The 16,027-nt window shown below is 64.0% G+C and carries 16 protein-coding genes; 5 read left to right on the forward strand and 11 right to left on the reverse strand.

Annotated elements, in window-relative coordinates; genetic code table 11:
• Window positions 1–76: 76 nt before the first annotated feature.
• The 4 genes from EV688_RS15550 (at window position 77) to trpC (ending at window position 4,284) form a co-directional block, all read left to right on the forward strand.
• A complete protein-coding gene (locus EV688_RS15550; protein WP_205686727.1) occupies window positions 77–1,561 on the forward strand; it encodes an HNH endonuclease signature motif containing protein in 1,485 nt (494 codons plus the stop codon).
• A gap of 295 nt (window positions 1,562–1,856) precedes the next feature.
• Window positions 1,857–2,438 (forward strand): anthranilate synthase component II, encoded by a 582-nt coding sequence (locus EV688_RS15555; protein ID WP_117319450.1) that lies wholly within the window; start codon window positions 1,857–1,859, stop codon window positions 2,436–2,438.
• A gap of 5 nt (window positions 2,439–2,443) precedes the next feature.
• Window positions 2,444–3,481, forward strand: coding sequence for an anthranilate phosphoribosyltransferase (gene trpD / locus EV688_RS15560; RefSeq protein WP_117319449.1), 1,038 nt, complete (start codon window positions 2,444–2,446; stop codon window positions 3,479–3,481).
• Window positions 3,481–4,284, forward strand: a complete 804-nt coding sequence (gene trpC / locus EV688_RS15565; protein WP_117319448.1) for an indole-3-glycerol phosphate synthase TrpC — start codon at window positions 3,481–3,483, stop codon at window positions 4,282–4,284. Before trpD ends, trpC begins: the two co-directional genes overlap by 1 nt.
• Before the next feature lie 73 nt (window positions 4,285–4,357).
• Here the strand turns inward: trpC and crp are convergent, their stop codons facing one another.
• Window positions 4,358–5,005, reverse strand: a complete 648-nt coding sequence (gene crp, locus EV688_RS15570) for a cAMP-activated global transcriptional regulator CRP (protein ID WP_117319447.1) — start codon at window positions 5,003–5,005, stop codon at window positions 4,358–4,360.
• Between the two features lie 119 nt (window positions 5,006–5,124).
• On the opposite strand from crp, the gene EV688_RS15575 reads away from it, so the two are divergent.
• The gene (locus tag EV688_RS15575; RefSeq protein ID WP_117319446.1) at window positions 5,125–5,562 is read left to right on the forward strand and encodes an OsmC family protein; all 438 of its coding nucleotides are present in this window, start codon (window positions 5,125–5,127) and stop codon (window positions 5,560–5,562) included.
• Here EV688_RS15575 and coq7 read toward each other — a convergent pair.
• From coq7 to EV688_RS15625, 10 genes are all read right to left on the reverse strand, one after another.
• Entirely contained in the window at window positions 5,550–6,137 is a 588-nt protein-coding gene (coq7, locus tag EV688_RS15580; protein WP_240624459.1) for a 2-polyprenyl-3-methyl-6-methoxy-1,4-benzoquinone monooxygenase, read from the reverse strand. The two genes, EV688_RS15575 and coq7, sit on opposite strands and share 13 nt — an antisense overlap.
• 170 nt (window positions 6,138–6,307) lie before the next feature.
• The gene (gene purD, locus EV688_RS15585) at window positions 6,308–7,591 is read right to left on the reverse strand and encodes a phosphoribosylamine--glycine ligase (RefSeq protein ID WP_117319445.1); all 1,284 of its coding nucleotides are present in this window, start codon (window positions 7,589–7,591) and stop codon (window positions 6,308–6,310) included.
• Between the two features lie 22 nt (window positions 7,592–7,613).
• The gene (gene purH / locus EV688_RS15590) at window positions 7,614–9,203 is read right to left on the reverse strand and encodes a bifunctional phosphoribosylaminoimidazolecarboxamide formyltransferase/IMP cyclohydrolase (RefSeq protein ID WP_117319444.1); all 1,590 of its coding nucleotides are present in this window, start codon (window positions 9,201–9,203) and stop codon (window positions 7,614–7,616) included.
• A gap of 15 nt (window positions 9,204–9,218) precedes the next feature.
• Entirely contained in the window at window positions 9,219–9,596 is a 378-nt protein-coding gene (gene fis / locus EV688_RS17810) for a DNA-binding transcriptional regulator Fis (RefSeq protein ID WP_117319443.1), read from the reverse strand.
• Entirely contained in the window at window positions 9,593–10,585 is a 993-nt protein-coding gene (gene dusB, locus EV688_RS15600; RefSeq protein ID WP_117319442.1) for a tRNA dihydrouridine synthase DusB, read from the reverse strand. Before dusB ends, fis begins: the two co-directional genes overlap by 4 nt.
• Before the next feature lie 93 nt (window positions 10,586–10,678).
• Window positions 10,679–11,572, reverse strand: coding sequence for a 50S ribosomal protein L11 methyltransferase (prmA, locus tag EV688_RS15605; RefSeq protein WP_117319441.1), 894 nt, complete (start codon window positions 11,570–11,572; stop codon window positions 10,679–10,681).
• Between the two features lie 6 nt (window positions 11,573–11,578).
• On the reverse strand, window positions 11,579–12,919 hold the full coding sequence (accC, locus tag EV688_RS15610; protein WP_117319440.1) for an acetyl-CoA carboxylase biotin carboxylase subunit: 1,341 nt from the start codon (window positions 12,917–12,919) through the stop codon (window positions 11,579–11,581).
• A gap of 42 nt (window positions 12,920–12,961) precedes the next feature.
• Window positions 12,962–13,438, reverse strand: a complete 477-nt coding sequence (gene accB / locus EV688_RS15615; protein WP_117319439.1) for an acetyl-CoA carboxylase biotin carboxyl carrier protein — start codon at window positions 13,436–13,438, stop codon at window positions 12,962–12,964.
• A gap of 28 nt (window positions 13,439–13,466) precedes the next feature.
• Window positions 13,467–13,907, reverse strand: coding sequence for a type II 3-dehydroquinate dehydratase (gene aroQ / locus EV688_RS15620; RefSeq protein WP_117319438.1), 441 nt, complete (start codon window positions 13,905–13,907; stop codon window positions 13,467–13,469).
• Window positions 13,908–14,101: 194 nt separating this feature from the next.
• On the reverse strand, window positions 14,102–15,901 hold the full coding sequence (locus tag EV688_RS15625) for a protein-disulfide reductase DsbD family protein (protein WP_240624455.1): 1,800 nt from the start codon (window positions 15,899–15,901) through the stop codon (window positions 14,102–14,104).
• Window positions 15,902–16,027 lie beyond the last annotated feature (126 nt).

Here is a 16,027-nt window from a genome sequence, read left to right on the forward strand (position 1 = left end):
TCAGCGTCTTTGGGTCTGTGGCGATCACCAGCTAATAGTACTGTATATACATACAGTACTGAGGTGTGTCATGGGCATGCATGCGCTTGTGGGGAATGGTGGCCATCGGCTCGATGGTGTGCAGCTGGGCCAGGCGATAGCCCTGCTCTCGGCGCAGATCAATTCCGCGAATCACCGTCTGCTGCAGATGATTGCCGAGTTTGATCGCTGTGGCGGCTGGCGCGCCGGGGGAGCGATGCGTTCCTGTGCCCACTGGCTGGCGGCGCGCTGTGGCATTTCACTGGGAGCGGCGCGGGAAAAGGTACGGGTGGCCCGGCAGTTGACCGTGTTGCCCGAGATCAGCGAGGCGTTCTCGGGGGGCGGTATTTCCTACTCCAAGGTGCGTGCCATCACCCGGGTGGCCACGCCGGAGAACGAGGGCTTCATGGTGAATCTGGCAGAGCAGAACAGTGCCGGCCACCTCGAGAGACTGGTGGGGCGGTATGAGCCGGTGCCCGAACCCGGACTGGCGGGCTTGCTGGACCTCGCATCGGAAGAGATAGAGCCTGCAGCGCAGGCGCCCGAGGCGCAGTCTGGGCCAGGATCTTCAGACGATGCGCGCTGCAGCGATGCGCCGCCGGCGCTGGATGCCGAGGCCGCGCGTGAACTGGCCCGCGAGCTCTGGTGGTTCCAGGACGAGGACGGTATGTGGATTATTCACGCCAGATTGCCCCCGGAGCAGGGGCAACTGGTCATGAAGGCGCTGCAGGCCGTGGCCCGACCCCTGGAAGAGGCGCGGCAGGACGAGTGGAAGGCGAAGCAGCAGGCACGCATGCAGGCGGTCGCCCGCAAGATTCTGCAGCGGCGCGAGGTTCAAGCCGTGGAGTCAACTGACTCCCAGTCCCGGTCCCAGTGCGGGGCGCGGGCGCAGGCGCAATCATCGGACGAACAGGCAGCTTCAAAGAACAGCGCAGGCGAACCCCTGCCGGATCACCTGGCGTACGCGCGTGCGGAGGAGAGAATCTCTGCAGAAACGTTTTCGCAGCACATGAACCAGATACGAGCGGATGCGTTGATGAACATGGTTGAGCACTTTCTCGCCACCGGTCCGGATTGCCGTGGGTTGCAGGCACTGAAGGGCGCGGAGCGGTGTCAGGTGGTCATGCATGTAGATCTCAATACCTTGCGCGAGCAACGCTCCGGCATGTGCTGTACGCACGGACGGGCACACTATGAGGATAAACCGTGGCTGTCGCCGACTATCGCGCGGCGGGTCAGTTGCGATGCTTCGCTGGTAACCGTGCTGGAGGATGATGCAGGCAAGGTGCTGAATGTGGGCCGCAGATCGCGAATCGTACCGGAGCACATTCGTCGTGCCCTGCGTGAGCGGGACGGGGTCTGTCAGTATCCCGGCTGCCAGGAATCCGAGTTCGTCGATGCCCATCACATCCGGCACTGGGCCGAGGGTGGGGAAACGCGATTGGACAACCTCGTGACCCTGTGTCGGTTCCACCATCGGCAGCTCCACCGCGGCTGCTTCGATATCCGGTTGAATGGCGACTCCGCGGAGATCGTGACGTGATCTCCGCAGAGATTCGCCAGCAATGCCCGCTCTGGCTGCAGACCTGCCCCTGGCAGCCTGACCTGGTTCATGACATGTCGTTTTATCGACCTAACCGGCGAGCTGCGTCTGTCCAGCGGGAGTTTTCCCCGGCTGGCCCCGGAAGCGGTGATATCATTGCGCCGCACACTCGCAGCGTCGAGTTGCGTGCGAAACCGCGGTATGGTGACGCCCGGCGGCGAGGGTTTGACGCCCGATGTGACGGGGTTATAGGCGCGGTCGGAAAACGAAAGGGGGCCCAGTGCCACGAATTCTCATGATTGACAACTACGACTCCTTTACCTGGAATGTCGTGCAATACCTGGGCGAGCTCGGCGCCGATGTCACTGTGCTGCGTAACGACGAGGTGAGCGTTGCACAGATCGAGGCCATGGCGCCGGAGCGTATTGTGATTTCCCCGGGCCCCTGTGCGCCGGACCAGGCCGGTGTGTCGATGGCCGCCATTGAGGCTTTCGCGGGTCGTATTCCGTTGCTGGGTATCTGTCTGGGCCACCAGTGCATCGGGCAGGTCTATGGCGGCAGGGTGGTGCGCGCCGGTAGCGGCGTCATGCACGGCAAGACCTCGGCGATTTACCATGGCGGCGAGGGTGTATTCCGGGATCTTGCCCGGCCGTTCACGGCCACGCGCTACCACAGCCTGGTGGTCGAGCAGGCCAGCGTTCCGGCTTGCCTTGAGATCACTGCCTGGACAGAAACAGAAAACGGCGAGCGGGAGGAAATCATGGGCCTGCGCCATCGCGAACTGGCAGTAGAGGGCGTACAGTTCCACCCCGAGTCCATCCTGACGGAGCACGGCCACGACCTGTTGCGCAATTTTCTGACGCAAAGCCCGAGGTAGCGAGAATGCAGATCAAGAAAGCCCTGTCGGTGCTTGCCGAGCGACAGGACCTCAGCCGCGAGGACATGACGTCCGTCATGACCGAGGTCATGTCGGGCGCCGCCACGGATGCGCAGATCGGCGCACTGCTCATGGCGTTGCGCATGAAGGGTGAAACCATCGATGAGATCGCCGCGGCGGCAGCGGTGATGCGCAGTCTGGCAACACCGGTTCCGGTGAGCGGCGACAATCTGGTGGACCTGGTGGGTACCGGTGGCGACGGTGCCAATCTGTTCAACGTTTCCACTGCCGCTACCTTTGTGGTCGCGGCGGCGGGTGCGCAGGTGGCCAAGCACGGCAATCGTTCGGTTTCCAGCACCAGCGGCAGCTCGGATGTGCTGGAGACGCTGGGAGCCCCGCTGGACCTGACTCCGACGGAAGTGGCCCGCGCCATCAACGAGGTGGGTGTGGGCTTCATGTTCGCGCCGGTCTATCACAGCGCCATGCGCCACGCGGTGGGTCCGCGCCGCGAGCTGGGCCTGCGTACCCTGTTCAATGTTCTGGGTCCACTGACCAACCCCGCCGGTGTGAAGCGGCAGGTGATTGGCGTGTTCGACGCCGCGCTGTGTGAGCCACTCGCCGGCGCGATGAAAGCGCTGGGAAGCGTGCACGTGCTGGTCGTCCATGGCGACGGCGGTCTTGATGAGATTGCGCTTTCCGGACCAACCCGGGTTGCAGAACTGTACGATGGTGTCGTGCGCAGCTACGAGATTGCGCCGGAAGATTTCGGCCTGCAGGCGCAATCTCTCGATGGGTTGTCGGTGGCCAGCGCCGAGGAGTCTGCGGCGCTTATCCGCGCGGCCCTGGGTGGCCAGGCCTCGGCAGGCAAAGCGGCTGATCTGATTGCGCTGAATGCCGGCGCCACCATCTATGTCAGCGGTATTGCCGGCAGCATTCGCGATGGAGTGAGGATGGCCGAGGACCTGATCGCCACCGGACAGGCGGGGGAAAAGCTCAAGGCCTTTATCGATTTTACGAAACTCATGAGGGAGGAACGCGAGTGATGGCGGCTACCCGCGTACCCGCTGTACTGCGGGATATTCTGCGTCGAAAGCGTGAAGAGGTCAGCGAGCGACGTGGCAGGCGATCGCTGGCATCCCTCGAGTCGGCCATTACCGAGCAGTCGGCGCCGCGGGGCTTTGCCGGGGCGGTGCAGGACGCTGCGGGTGAGCCACGTTCCGCGGTGATTGCCGAGGTGAAGAAGGCATCGCCCAGCAAGGGCCTCATTCGCCCGGACTTTGATCCGCCGCAGATCGCCGCAAGCTATGAGCGCGGCGGTGCCGCCTGCCTGTCGGTGTTGACCGATGTCGACTTTTTCCAGGGCGCCGATGACTATCTGCGTGAGGCTCGTGCTGCCTGCGGGCTGCCGGTGTTGCGCAAGGATTTTGTCATCGATCCCTATCAGGTGGTGGAGGCCCGCGCCCTCGGTGCCGATGCCATTCTGCTGATCGTTGCGGCTCTGGAGCAGGAGCAGATGCTCGAGCTCGCCGCGGCGGCAACCGAGGTTGGCTGCGACGTGCTGGTGGAAATCCACGACCGCGCCGAGCTGGATCGCGCGCTCGACGTGAAATCCAGGCTGCTGGGCATCAATAACCGCGATCTGCGTACCTTCACTTCGACACTCGACACGACATTCGCGCTGCTGCCCCATGTGCCTGCCGACCGGACGGTGATCACGGAGAGTGCGATACACACTCGCGAAGATGTTGCGCGCATGCGGGATGCCGGTGTAAACGCCTTTCTCGTGGGAGAGGCCTTTATGCGGGCGAAGGAGCCCGGAGAGAAATTGCGTGAGCTGTTTGCCTGAGCTCGGTCTGTCTGACCTCGCTTAACTCTCCCGGTGCGCGCATTGCCGAGGAGGCGTCGCCTACCAGGACGGTTCAGCGGGTGCCGTACACCACAATGGTCTTGCCTGACACCGACACCAGCCCGTTTTCATCCAGCGCTTTGAGCACGCGCCCCGCCATTTCCCGGGAGCAGCCCGCAATCTTGCCCAGCTCCTGACGGGTAATCTTGATCTGCATGCCATCAGGATGGGTCATGGCATCGGGCTGCTTGCTCAGGTCGAGCAGGGTATGGGCGATACGCCCGGACACGTCGACAAAGGCGAGATCGCGCAGCTTTACCGTGGTGCGTCGCAGCCGCACGGCCATCTGCCGGGCAATGGCGAACAGGATGTCGGGGAAGCGATCCTTGATCTGCAGGAAGCGTTCGTAGGAAATCTCGGCCACCACACAGTGCGTGCGAGCCTCCACAAAGGCGCTCCGCTCCTGCTCGCTGTCGTCAAAAAGCCCCATCTCGCCAAAGAAATCCGCCATATTCAGGTAGCTGACGACCATCTTGTGGTCTTCATCGTCCTCGTCCTGGACCAGCACGGAAACGGAGCCGTCAAGGATCAGAAACAGCCGATCACTGGCCTCACCCTGTTCGAGGATGACGCTTTTTGCCTTGTATTCCTTGTTCTGGCAGAAACGGAGGAATTGCTCGATGTTCGGCAGGGCGTTGATCACCTGGGGCCTGAGAACCATGGATGCTGTCACCTGTGTCTACAAAAGCGACTCGATCATAACCCACGCGGGCGACGAGTAAAAATGGTTTAGACTAGGGCTTTTCGGTGCGAGGCACTGATCAGTCTGGGGAGTGATAAATGCAGGCAACGGTGAAGTGGCTGGACGGGGCCATGTTTGTGGGCGAGTCGGGCAGTGGACACACGGTGGTCATGGACGGGCCAGAGGACCTGGGCGGGCGCAACCATGCGGTGAGGCCGATGGAAATGCTGCTGCTGGGCACCGGCGGCTGCTCCATCTACGACGTGCTGAGCATGCTCAGAAAATCGCGTCAGGCGGTAACGGATTGCCGGGTAGAGCTGCAGGCCGAGCGCGCCGATGCTGTGCCTGCGGTGTTCACCCGGATCAACATGCACTTTGTAGTGACGGGGCATTCATTGAAAGAAAGCCAGGTGCAGCGTGCGGTGGAGCTGTCGGCAGAAAAGTACTGCTCCGCCTCGATCATGCTGGGTGCGGCAGGGGTCGAGATTACCCACAGCCTGGAGATTGTGGCCGCCGACGCGCCTCAGACCCAGTAACTGCTGCGCGTCATGACCTGCGACACCAGCGCCATGACCTCTTTCACCGGGCGCGGGAAATCCGCGCCGCCGGCTGCCAGAGCGTTGTCGCCATGGCGCTGCTCATCTTGCAGCATCTGCTGGAGAATCAGCTGCGACTTTCGGTCATCATCCGGCAGCTGGCGCAGGTGCTCCTTGAGGTGGTTGCAGACACGCTCTTCCGTGGCGGCGACAAACCCCAGACTCACCTTGTCACCAATCGCGCCGGCGACCGCGCCCAGCGTGAAGGAAAGGCCATACCAGGCAGGGTTGAGGGCGCTCGGGCGACTGCCAAGCTCGCGCAGTCGCTCGGCGCACCAGACCAGGTGGTCAATTTCTTCCGCTGCGGCCTCGCGCATTTCCTCGCGAACCGTGGGCAGGCGCGCTGTCAGGGCCTGACCCTGATAGAGGGCCTGGGCGCAGACCTCGCCAGTGTGATTGACGCGCATGAGCCCGGCAACGTGGCGCCGCTCGCGCTCGCTGAGCCGTGACTCGCTGTGACCGGTGGCGGGAGATTCGCGGCCCGCGCTGTTGCCGCGATTGGCCAGTGTGCGCATCACGGTGTCGGCCTCGCTGATCACGCGGTCCAGCAGCGAGAGTCTGCGACCTTCGGGCGGGCGTCGGGCGCCAACGCCTGCGCCGGCATCGTGACGGCGGTGGCTCCGCGGGCTGATATCGGAAGTGCGGCTGCTGTCACTCACGTGCATGTCCTCGAGAGACGCGGTATTCAACTATAGCGCGCGAGGGCTCGCCATCCAATGTCGTGTCGCACCACCATTCCCTGCCAGTGGATATCGTCGATGGCCCGGTAGCAGCGCTCCCGCGCGACCCTGATGTCCTCGCCCAGGGCGGTCACACAGAGTACGCGCCCGCCATTGGTGACCACAGAATCCCCCGATACGCCGGTGCCGGCGTGGAAGACCTTGACCTCCTCGGGCCATGCAGCGTCGAGACCGGTAATGGTATCGCCCTTGCGATAAGACCCCGGATAACCCTCGGCGGCGAGGACCACGCCGATGGCGCAGCGCGTGTCCCAGTCAATCACGGCCTTGTCCAGTTCGCCGTCCAGGGCCTGGTCGCACAGGAACAGCAGATCGGAGCGCAGACGCATGAGCACCGGCTGCGTCTCCGGGTCGCCGAAGCGACAGTTGAACTCGATCACTTTCGGCGTGCCGTCGGCGGTAATCATCAGACCGGCGTATAAAAAGCCGGTGTAGGGTATGCCTTCCGCCGCCATGCCGCGCACGGTGGGCAGAATGACCTCGTTCATGATCCGCTCATGGGTAATGGCGTCCACTACCGGTGCCGGGGAATAGGCTCCCATGCCGCCGGTGTTCGGACCGGTGTCGCCTTCACCGATGCGCTTGTGGTCCTGGCTGGTGGCCAGGGGCAGGACGTTGCTGCCGTCTGCCATGACAATGAAGCTGGCCTCCTCGCCATCAAGGAATTCCTCGATGACCACCCGCGCACCCGCAGCCCCCAGGGCATTTCCCGACAGCATGTCAGTGACGGCAGCTTCCGCCTCATTCAGCGTCGTCGCTACCACCACACCCTTGCCGGCAGCAAGGCCATCGGCCTTGACGACAATCGGTGCGCCCTGTTCTCGAAGGTAGTCCAGTGCCGGCTGCAGTTCGGTAAAGCAGGCATAGGCCGCGGTGGGAATGCCGTGGCGATCGAGAAAGGCCTTGGTAAAGGATTTGGAGCCCTCAAGTTGTGCCGCCGCCGCACTGGGACCAAAGCAGCGCAGGCCACGCTCGGTGAAAAAATCCACGACGCCATCCACCAGCGGCGCTTCCGGGCCAACCACGGTAAGAGCAATATCGTGTCCCGTCGCGAAGTCGGCGAGGGCGGCGAAATCCCTGGAGTCCAGCGAGACGTTCTGCACCCCCGGTTCGCGCGCTGTGCCGGCATTGCCGGGTGCCACATAGACAGTCGCGACGCGCGGTGATGCCGCGAGTTTCCAGGCAAGTGCGTGCTCGCGCCCGCCACCGCCCAATACCAGTACGTTCATGGCTGCTGTGTCCTGCTGTTGATCAGTGTCGGAAGTGGCGCATGCCGGTGAAGACCATGGCGATGCCGTGCTCATCCGCCGCGGCAATCACCTCATCGTCCCGGAGGGAGCCTCCCGGCTGGATAATGGCGCTGACGCCCGCCGCCGCGGCGTTGTCGATGCCGTCCCGGAACGGGAAGAACGCATCCGATGCCATGACGGAGCCGCTGACAATCAGGCCCGCCTGTTCGGCCTTGATGATGCCGATGCGTGCCGAGTTGACGCGACTCATCTGGCCGGCGCCGACACCGATGGTCTGGGCCTGGCGGGCGTAGATGATGGCATTGGACTTGACGTATTTCGCGACTTTCCATGCAAACAGCAGGTCCTGCAGCTGACCGGCGTCGGGCTGAGCGCGGCTGACGACCCGCAGATCGTCTTCGGTGACGCTGCCGAGATCGCGATCCTGCACCAGCAGGCCGCCGCTGACGCGCTTGAAATCCCTGTCCGCCACGATGTCGCCGAATTCACCGCAGGCGAGCAGACGCACGTTTTTCTTGCTGGCAACGGCCTCGGCGGCGGCGTCACTGATTCGCGGCGCAATGATCACCTCGACAAACTGCTGCTCGACAATACAGCGTGCGGTGTCGGCATCCAGCTCGCGATTGAAGGCAATGATACCGCCAAACGCGGATTCCGGGTCGGTGGCGAAGGCGCGCTGGTAGGCCTCGAGCAGGGAGCCGCCGCTGGCCACGCCGCAGGGATTGGCGTGCTTGACGATGACGCAGGTCGGTTCGCTGAAGGTCTTGACACACTCCAGCGCAGCATCGGTGTCGGCAACGTTGTTATAGGACAGCGCCTTGCCCTGCAGCTGGCGGGCGGTAGCAATGCAGGCGACGCCAGGCTTGTGTTCCGCGTGCGTTCTCTCCCGGTAAAAGGCGGCCCGCTGGTGCGGGTTCTCGCCATAGCGCATGGCCTGCACCTGCTGGAACTGCAGATTGAGGGTGCGAGGGAAGTCTTCGCTGCCGCCGTTCACGCGGGTGCCCAGGTAGTTGGCGATGGCGCCGTCGTAGGCGGCCGTGTGCTCGTAGGCGCGCACCGCCAGATCAAAGCGGGTTTCCGGGCGCGTGGCGCCTCCATTGCCGCGCATTTCCTCGAGCACGCGCCCGTAGTCGTCGCTCTGGGTCACAATGGTCACAAACGGATGGTTCTTGGCCGCTGCGCGCACCATGGTGGGCCCGCCGATATCGATGTTCTCGATGGCCTCTTCCAGGCTGCAGTCGGGTCGCGCGACGGTCTGCTCAAAGGGGTAGAGGTTGACGACCACCATGTCGATGGGGGTGATGCCGTGCTCGCTCATCACCGCATCGTCCTGGCCGCGACGGCCGAGAATCCCGCCGTGCACCCTGGGGTGCAGGGTCTTGACGCGGCCGTCCATCATCTCGGGGAAGCCGGTGTAGGCTGACACCTCGGTGACGTCGAGGCCGGCGTCACTGAGCAGCCGGTAGGTGCCACCGGTGGACAGCAGCTCCACGTTCATGTCGCGCAGCGCCTGCGCAAAGTCGACAATGCCGGTCTTGTCAGAAACGCTGATCAGGGCGCGTCTGACGGGTATCAGGGAAGGTGTGGTCATGAGCGTGTCGGGGCCTTATGGGCTGTCGGATGAAATATCGTACTGGCGCAGCTTCTTGCGCAGGGTGCCGCGATTCAGCCCTAGCAGCTCTGCGGCGCGGGTCTGATTGTGGCGGGTGTAGGCCATGACCTCGCGCAGGAGCGGTGGCTCGACCTGGGACAGAACCAGCTGGTAGAAGTCCGTGGTGGGTTCACCGTCGATCTCTGCAAGATACTGCCTGACGCAGGCGGTTACCGTCTCGTGAAGCAGCCCTCCGCGCTGTTCTGCCGGGGCGCCGCTGCCATTCAGCGAGCCTTTCTTCGTAGCGGCCGTCGGAGTCTGGCGCGCGGTTTTCGCAGCCGCGCGGGTGCTGCCGCCTTTGCGTTTCGATGGCGTCGGTGCCGGTCGCGTCATGCGGCAAGCTCGCGCTGCGGTCGCGATCGCTGGCTGAACAGTTCCTGGATTACGGCGAGCTGGTCGGCGGGCGTCTGCAGCGGGTTGAAGCGGCGACGGGCATCGCAGCCCAGCCCGGCTGCTTCGAAATACCAGCCAGCGTGCTTGCGGGCGATGCGCACACCCATGACCTCGCCATAAAACCGGTGCAGCTCCCCGAGATGCTCGGCCAGGACCGCCAGCTGCTCGTCGATGGACGGCGCCGGTTTCAGCCTTCCGTGCTGGATAAAGTCGGCGATCTGTCCGCAGAGCCAGGGTTGCCCCTGCGCGGCGCGACCGATCATGACGCCTGCTGCGCCGGTATGGGCGAGCACCTCGGCAGCGCGCTGCGGGCTGTCAATATCGCCGTTGGCCCATACGGGAATCGCCACCGCCGCGGCAATGCGGGCAATCGTGTCGTATTCCGCTTCCCCGCGAAACGCGCAGGCCCGCGTGCGGCCATGCACCGCCAGCGCGGCGATGCCCGCATCTTCGGCGATGCGCGCGATGCTCACGCCATTGCGTGCTTCCGGGCGGGTGCCGGTGCGGATCTTCAGTGTGACCGGTACCTCGACGGCTGCAACCACCGCCCTGAGAATGTCGGCCACCAGCGCCTCATCTGCCAGCAGCGCGGATCCCGCGGCCTTGCGGCAGACTTTCTTCGCGGGGCAGCCCATGTTGATGTCGATAATCTGCGCGCCCAGCGTCACGTTGTAGCGCGCGGCGGCGGCCATGGCCTCGGGGTCGTTGCCGACGATCTGCACCGCACGCGGCATGATTTCAGCATCATGCCGGCTGCGCAGCTGTGTCTTGCGCGAGTTGCGCAGGCGGGGATCGGAGCCAATCATCTCGGCCACGGCAATACCGGCACCGTAACGCAGGCACAGACGCCGGAAAGGCAGGTCGGTGACGCCGGCCATCGGGGCGAGGGCCACGGGCGTTGCCAGCTTGTGGGGGCCGATCTGAAACATGCGCCAGGACTGTCCGTTTACGGACGAGCAATGATACGCGAGCGCCGGTTGCGGATAAAGCCGCGTTGGTCAGAAAATCGCCAGCTCGCGGGGTCAGCGGGCGGGAAGCTGGCCCCGCAGGCAGACCCAGTTGTCCTGCTCCCCGGCAACCGTCAGGCGGATAGCCGATCGGTAGTGAGCGATGACGTCTTCTGCCTGCGAGGCGAGCAGGCCGGACAGCAGCAAGGTGCCTCCCGGGCGAAGGAAGGCGAGCAGGGTGGCGGACAGCGACAGCAGCGGCCCCGCAAGAATATTCGCCAGCACCAGGTCTGACGTTCCCCGCCAGGGAGCGTCGTCGTAACCCCCGGGCAGGGCGACTTCCAGGCCGTCGTCGGCGATGCCGTTGCGTGATGCGTTATCCCGCGTGGCGACAAGCGCCTGGGGATCGTTGTCGACACACAGCAGCCGTCGCGCACCCAGACGACCCGCCGCCACCGCCAGAATGCCCGAGCCGCAGCCGTAGTCGACCACGCTGGCCTGGTCGAGGGGCAGCGCGTCCAGTGCCGTCAGGCACAGGGCGGTAGTGGGGTGGGTGCCGGTGCCGAACGCCAGCCCGGGGTCCAGCAGCAGGGTGACGGCATCCGGCTGCGGCGGCTGCAGCCAGCTCGGGCAGACCCACAGCCGGCGCCCGAACTGCATGGGGCGGTAGTGCTGCATCCACTCCCGCTCCCAGTCCTTGTCTTCCAGTATTTCCACGCGCTGGTTGCAGCGCGAAAGCAGCGCCGGGTCGAGCTGTGCCAGTACGGCATCCATGTCGGCGTCGGCGGGGAACAGGCCGGTGAGGCGGGTTTCCCGCCACAGCGGCATTTCGCCGACCCCAGGCTCCAGCAGCGGCTGGTCGGCGTTGTCCTCGAGGGTCACCGCGACGGCCCCCGCCGCCAGCAGTGTGTCTTCCAGGGTGGCGCTGGCGGCGGGGTCGGTGTCCAGTCGCAGCTGCAGCCAGCTCATGTGGACTCAGTCTTCCAGCTTGCTTTCCAGGTAGTGAATACTCACACCCCCGGCGCGGAAGGAGGCATCGCGTACCAGGTCACGGTGCAGGGCGGTATTGGTGCGAATGCCCTGGATGATCAGCTCATCGAGCGCCTGACGCATGCGCGCCATCGCGATGTCCCTGGTCTCTCCGTAGCTGATGATCTTGGCGATCAGCGAGTCATAGAATGGCGGTACGGTATACCCGTCGTAGATATGCGAGTCGACGCGTATCCCCGGGCCGCCGGGTGCGTGGAAAGTGGTGATGGTGCCCGGCGAGGGCATGAAGGTGTGCGGATCTTCCGCGTTGATACGACACTCGATGGCATGGCCGCGAACGTGCACGTCCTCCTGCTTCACCGACAGCGGCAGGCCGGCGGCGATGCGCAACTGCTCGCGCACGATGTCGACCCCGGTAACCATTTCCGTGACCGGATGCTCCACCTGCACGCGGGTGTTCATCTCGATGAAGTAGAAGCCGCCGTCCTCATAGAGAAATTCGAAGGTGCCGGCGCCGCGATAGCCGATCTCGATGCAGGCATTGACGCAGGCCTGGGCGACCTCTTCACGCAAATGGGTTTCGATGTCCGGGGCCGGTGCCTCTTCGATAACCTTCTGGTGTCGGCGCTGCAGCGAGCAGTCGCGGTCGGCGAGATGAATGGCATTGCCCTGGCCGTCGGCCAGCACCTGTATCTCCACGTGTCGTGGCTTCTGCAGGAATTTCTCCAGATACACCACGCTGGAGCCGAAGGCCGCGCCGGCCTCGGACTGGGTCACGTGCACCGAGTTGATCAATGCGGCCTCGTTGTGCACCACGCGCATGCCGCGGCCGCCACCGCCGGCGGCTGCCTTGATGATCACGGGGAACCCGATCCGGCGTGCAATGGCCAGAATTTCATCCGGGTCGTCAGGCAGTGGGCCATCGGAGCCGGGTACTGTCGGCACACCGGCTTCCTTCATGGCGGCAATGGCCGAGACCTTGTCGCCCATCAGCCGGATGGTGTCGGCGCGCGGGCCGATGAAAATAAAGCCGCTCTTCTCCACCTGCTCGGCAAAATCCGCATTTTCCGACAGAAAGCCGTAGCCCGGATGGATGGCATCGGCGTTGCTGACTTCTGCCGCGCTGATAATTGCCGGCACATGCAGATAGCTCTGGGACGCACCCGGCGGACCAATGCAGATGGCCTCGTCAGCCAGCCGTACGTGCATGAGTTCCGAATCGGCACTTGAGTGCACCGCCACGGTGAGAATATCGAGTTCCTTGCAGGCACGCAGCACTCGCAGGGCGATCTCGCCGCGGTTCGCGATCAGGACCTTTTCCAGCATATTCGCTCTTCCTCTGGTTGGCGCAGGATATTGGCGCAGGCCCTAAACGATGGTGATCAGCGGCTGGTCATATTCCACAGGCTCGCCATTCTCGACGAGGATGGCGGCAATCGTGCCCGATTTATCGGACTCGATCTGGTTCATCATTTTCATGGCTTCCACAATGCACAGGACGTCACCCTCTTTGACGGTTTTGCCGACTTCAATGAAGGAGGGGGAGGAGGGTGAGGGTGAACGATAGAAGGTGCCGACCATTGGCGACAATACCTTGTGGCCCTTCTCCTCGGCAGCCTCCGGAGGCTCCGGTGTCACGCTCGGCGCGGGTCCCGGGCCCGTCGGTGTTGTCGGGGCAGGCTGCGGTGCGTGCTGTGGCATGTAATAGCCCGGCTGGGCAAGCTGTGCCGCCGCCGCGCCATTGCGACTGATGCGCACGGACTCCTCGCCTTCCTTGATCTCTATTTCATCGATGTTGGACTCTTCCAGCAACTCGATCAGCTTCTTGACCTTGCGAATATCCATAGTCGTTCTCTTCAGCGATGTTTGTGGGTTATTGTTTCAGCTGGCGCAGCGCCGCCTGCAGTGCAAATTCGTAGCCATCCGGACCAAGCCCGCAGATGACGCCCTGTGCCAGGTCGGAAAAATACGAGTGGTGCCGAAAGCTCTCCCGTGCGTGCACGTTGGACAGGTGCACCTCGATAAACGGGATGGCGGTGGCCGCCAGGGCGTCGCGCAGTGCCACGCTGGTGTGCGTGAAGGCTGCGGGGTTGATGACAATGAAGTCGACACCTTCGTGGCGCGCATCGTGCACGCGCTCTATCAGTTCCGATTCGGAATTGCTCTGCAGACTGAGCACGTGATGTCCGGCTTCCCGGGCCTGTTCCTGCAGCCGGGCATCAATGTCGGCGAGGCTTGTCCTGCCATATACGTCGGGCTCCCGATCTCCCAGGAGATTCAGGTTGGGTCCGTGAATGACAAGTATGCTGGCCATTAGCGCTCACTGCCTGCTCGTTGGCAATTTTCGAAGTGTGAATCAAGTCTCGGTTTTTGTCCATTGATCTTGGCGTTTTTCCGGATTTTACCGGCTTTTTCCAGCGAGGACACGGTAAAGCGTGTTGCCGGAGTGCCATCGGCCACTGCGCAGCCCAGGACAGGTTGCCAGGTGTGCCGGTTCGGCGCCCGGTATCAGCGTACTGCGACAGGCGAGCGGGCAGGCAGCTGCGCGAGGGCGTCAACGAGGTGCTGCTTGCGCAGGAGTTGCGGCAGCACCAGTGGCGCGGCGGCGCTGTTGGCGGGATAGAGCAGGTACAGCGGAATCCCCGATCGGCCCATTTCCGCCAGGAACTCGGCGATGCCGGCATCGTGATTGGTCCAGTCCGCCACCATGTAGACAACGTCGTGGGCGTCGAAGCGCGCCTTCGCATCTTTGGTATGCAAGACGGTGCGCTCGTTGGCCAGGCAGGTAATGCACCAGTCGGCGGTGAAATCGACAAACACCGGACGGCCGCTGGCCCGGGCTTCCGCCACAGCGGCAGGAGACCAGGCAACGCGGCCATCCGCCAGCTGACCGGCGGCGCCAGGCGCTTCCCCGCGCCAGCCGGCACTCGCGATGGCCAGCAGCAGCGCGGCGGCGGCCGCGCCCTTGCGAAACATGCCGGGCCCCCAGAGCCACATGCCCAATGCCAGCAGCAGTGCGCCCAGCAGGGCCATGGTCATGGTGTCGACGCCGGTCTGTCGCCCGGCCACCCAGAACAGCCACAGGGCTGTTGCATATAGCGGGAAGGCGAGTGCCTGCTTGAGCGTTTCCATCCAGGGCCCGGGGGAGGGCATCAATCGCCGCGCCGCGCTGCTGTAGCTGAGCAGCAGCAGGGGCGAGGCCATGCCAAAACCGAGCGCGGCGAAGACCACCAGGCCGATGGCTGGTGGCTGGGTCAGGGCAAATCCCAGAGCGGTACCCATGAACGGTGCCGTGCAGGGGCTGGCCACGAGGACGGCAAGCACGCCCGTGAAAAAACTTCCGGTATTGCCACCCTGCTGCGCCAGGTTATTGCCGACGTTCATGAGGTTGCCGCCGAAGTGCACCAGCCCGGACAGCGACAGCCCCATGGCGATGAACAGGTAGGCCAGGGCGATGACGAATCCCGGCGACTGCAGTTGAAAGCCCCAGCCGATCGCGCGGCCCGCCTGCTGCAGGGCCACCAGCACGGCCGCCACCAGCAGGAAGCTGGCCACCACGCCGGCGGTATACCACCAGCCATGCCTGTGGCGCTCCTTCGGCTCGGCGCGGGCGAAGGCAAAGACTTTCAGTGACAGAATGGGAAAGACGCACGGCATGAGGTTGAGAATGATGCCGCCGGCAAAGGCCAGCAGCAGCATGTAGAGCAATGTGGCGACAGTTGCACTGGCGGCGCTTGCACTGGCGCCGGGGCTGGCGGACTGCCCCCGCCGCTGCGGCGTGACGGTCGTTGCTATCACCGCGGCGCTGTTGAAGTCAACCTCGAATTGCTGTGTGCGGGGCGGATAGCAGAGGCCGGCATCGGCGCAGCCCTGTGAGGTGACGGTCAGTATGGCTTGCCCGGGCGTCCTCGCGGGCGCCAGATTGATGTCCGCATCATCATAATAGACGCTGACGTCACCAAAAAACTCGTCTGTGCGGTCGAGTCCCGGGGGCAGGCTGGCTTCGACACCGATCTTCTCGCCATTTTCAGTAAGAGAGAATTCCAGCGAGTGGCGGTACAGGTAATAGGCGTCGGCAATCTGCCAGTACAGTCGCAGGTCGCCGCTATCCTCCACCTCGACGGCCAGTCTGTACGCTTCCTCTACCGGCAGGAAATCCGGGCCAGTGGTATTGTCGGAAAGCGACATGACAGCCTGTCCGGCAGTGTCGGGCAGCGCCTGCCCGGAGGCGGGCACGGCACCGGACAGGATCAGGCAGCCCAGCAGCAGGATTGGCAGTGAGAGCAGGTGCTGTATTGCGGCGCGCATGATGAACCGGGATGTCTGTAAAGGAAGCCTAGTGTAGCAGCGCGGCGCCGGACACCCAATGTGTTGCCGAGACTGGGCGGTCCGCCTGCGCTTGCTGGTACACTGGGCGCTGGAAAGTGACTGCAA

This window comes from Chromatocurvus halotolerans (genome assembly GCF_004340525.1).
Lineage (GTDB): Bacteria > Pseudomonadota > Gammaproteobacteria > Pseudomonadales > Halieaceae > Chromatocurvus > Chromatocurvus halotolerans.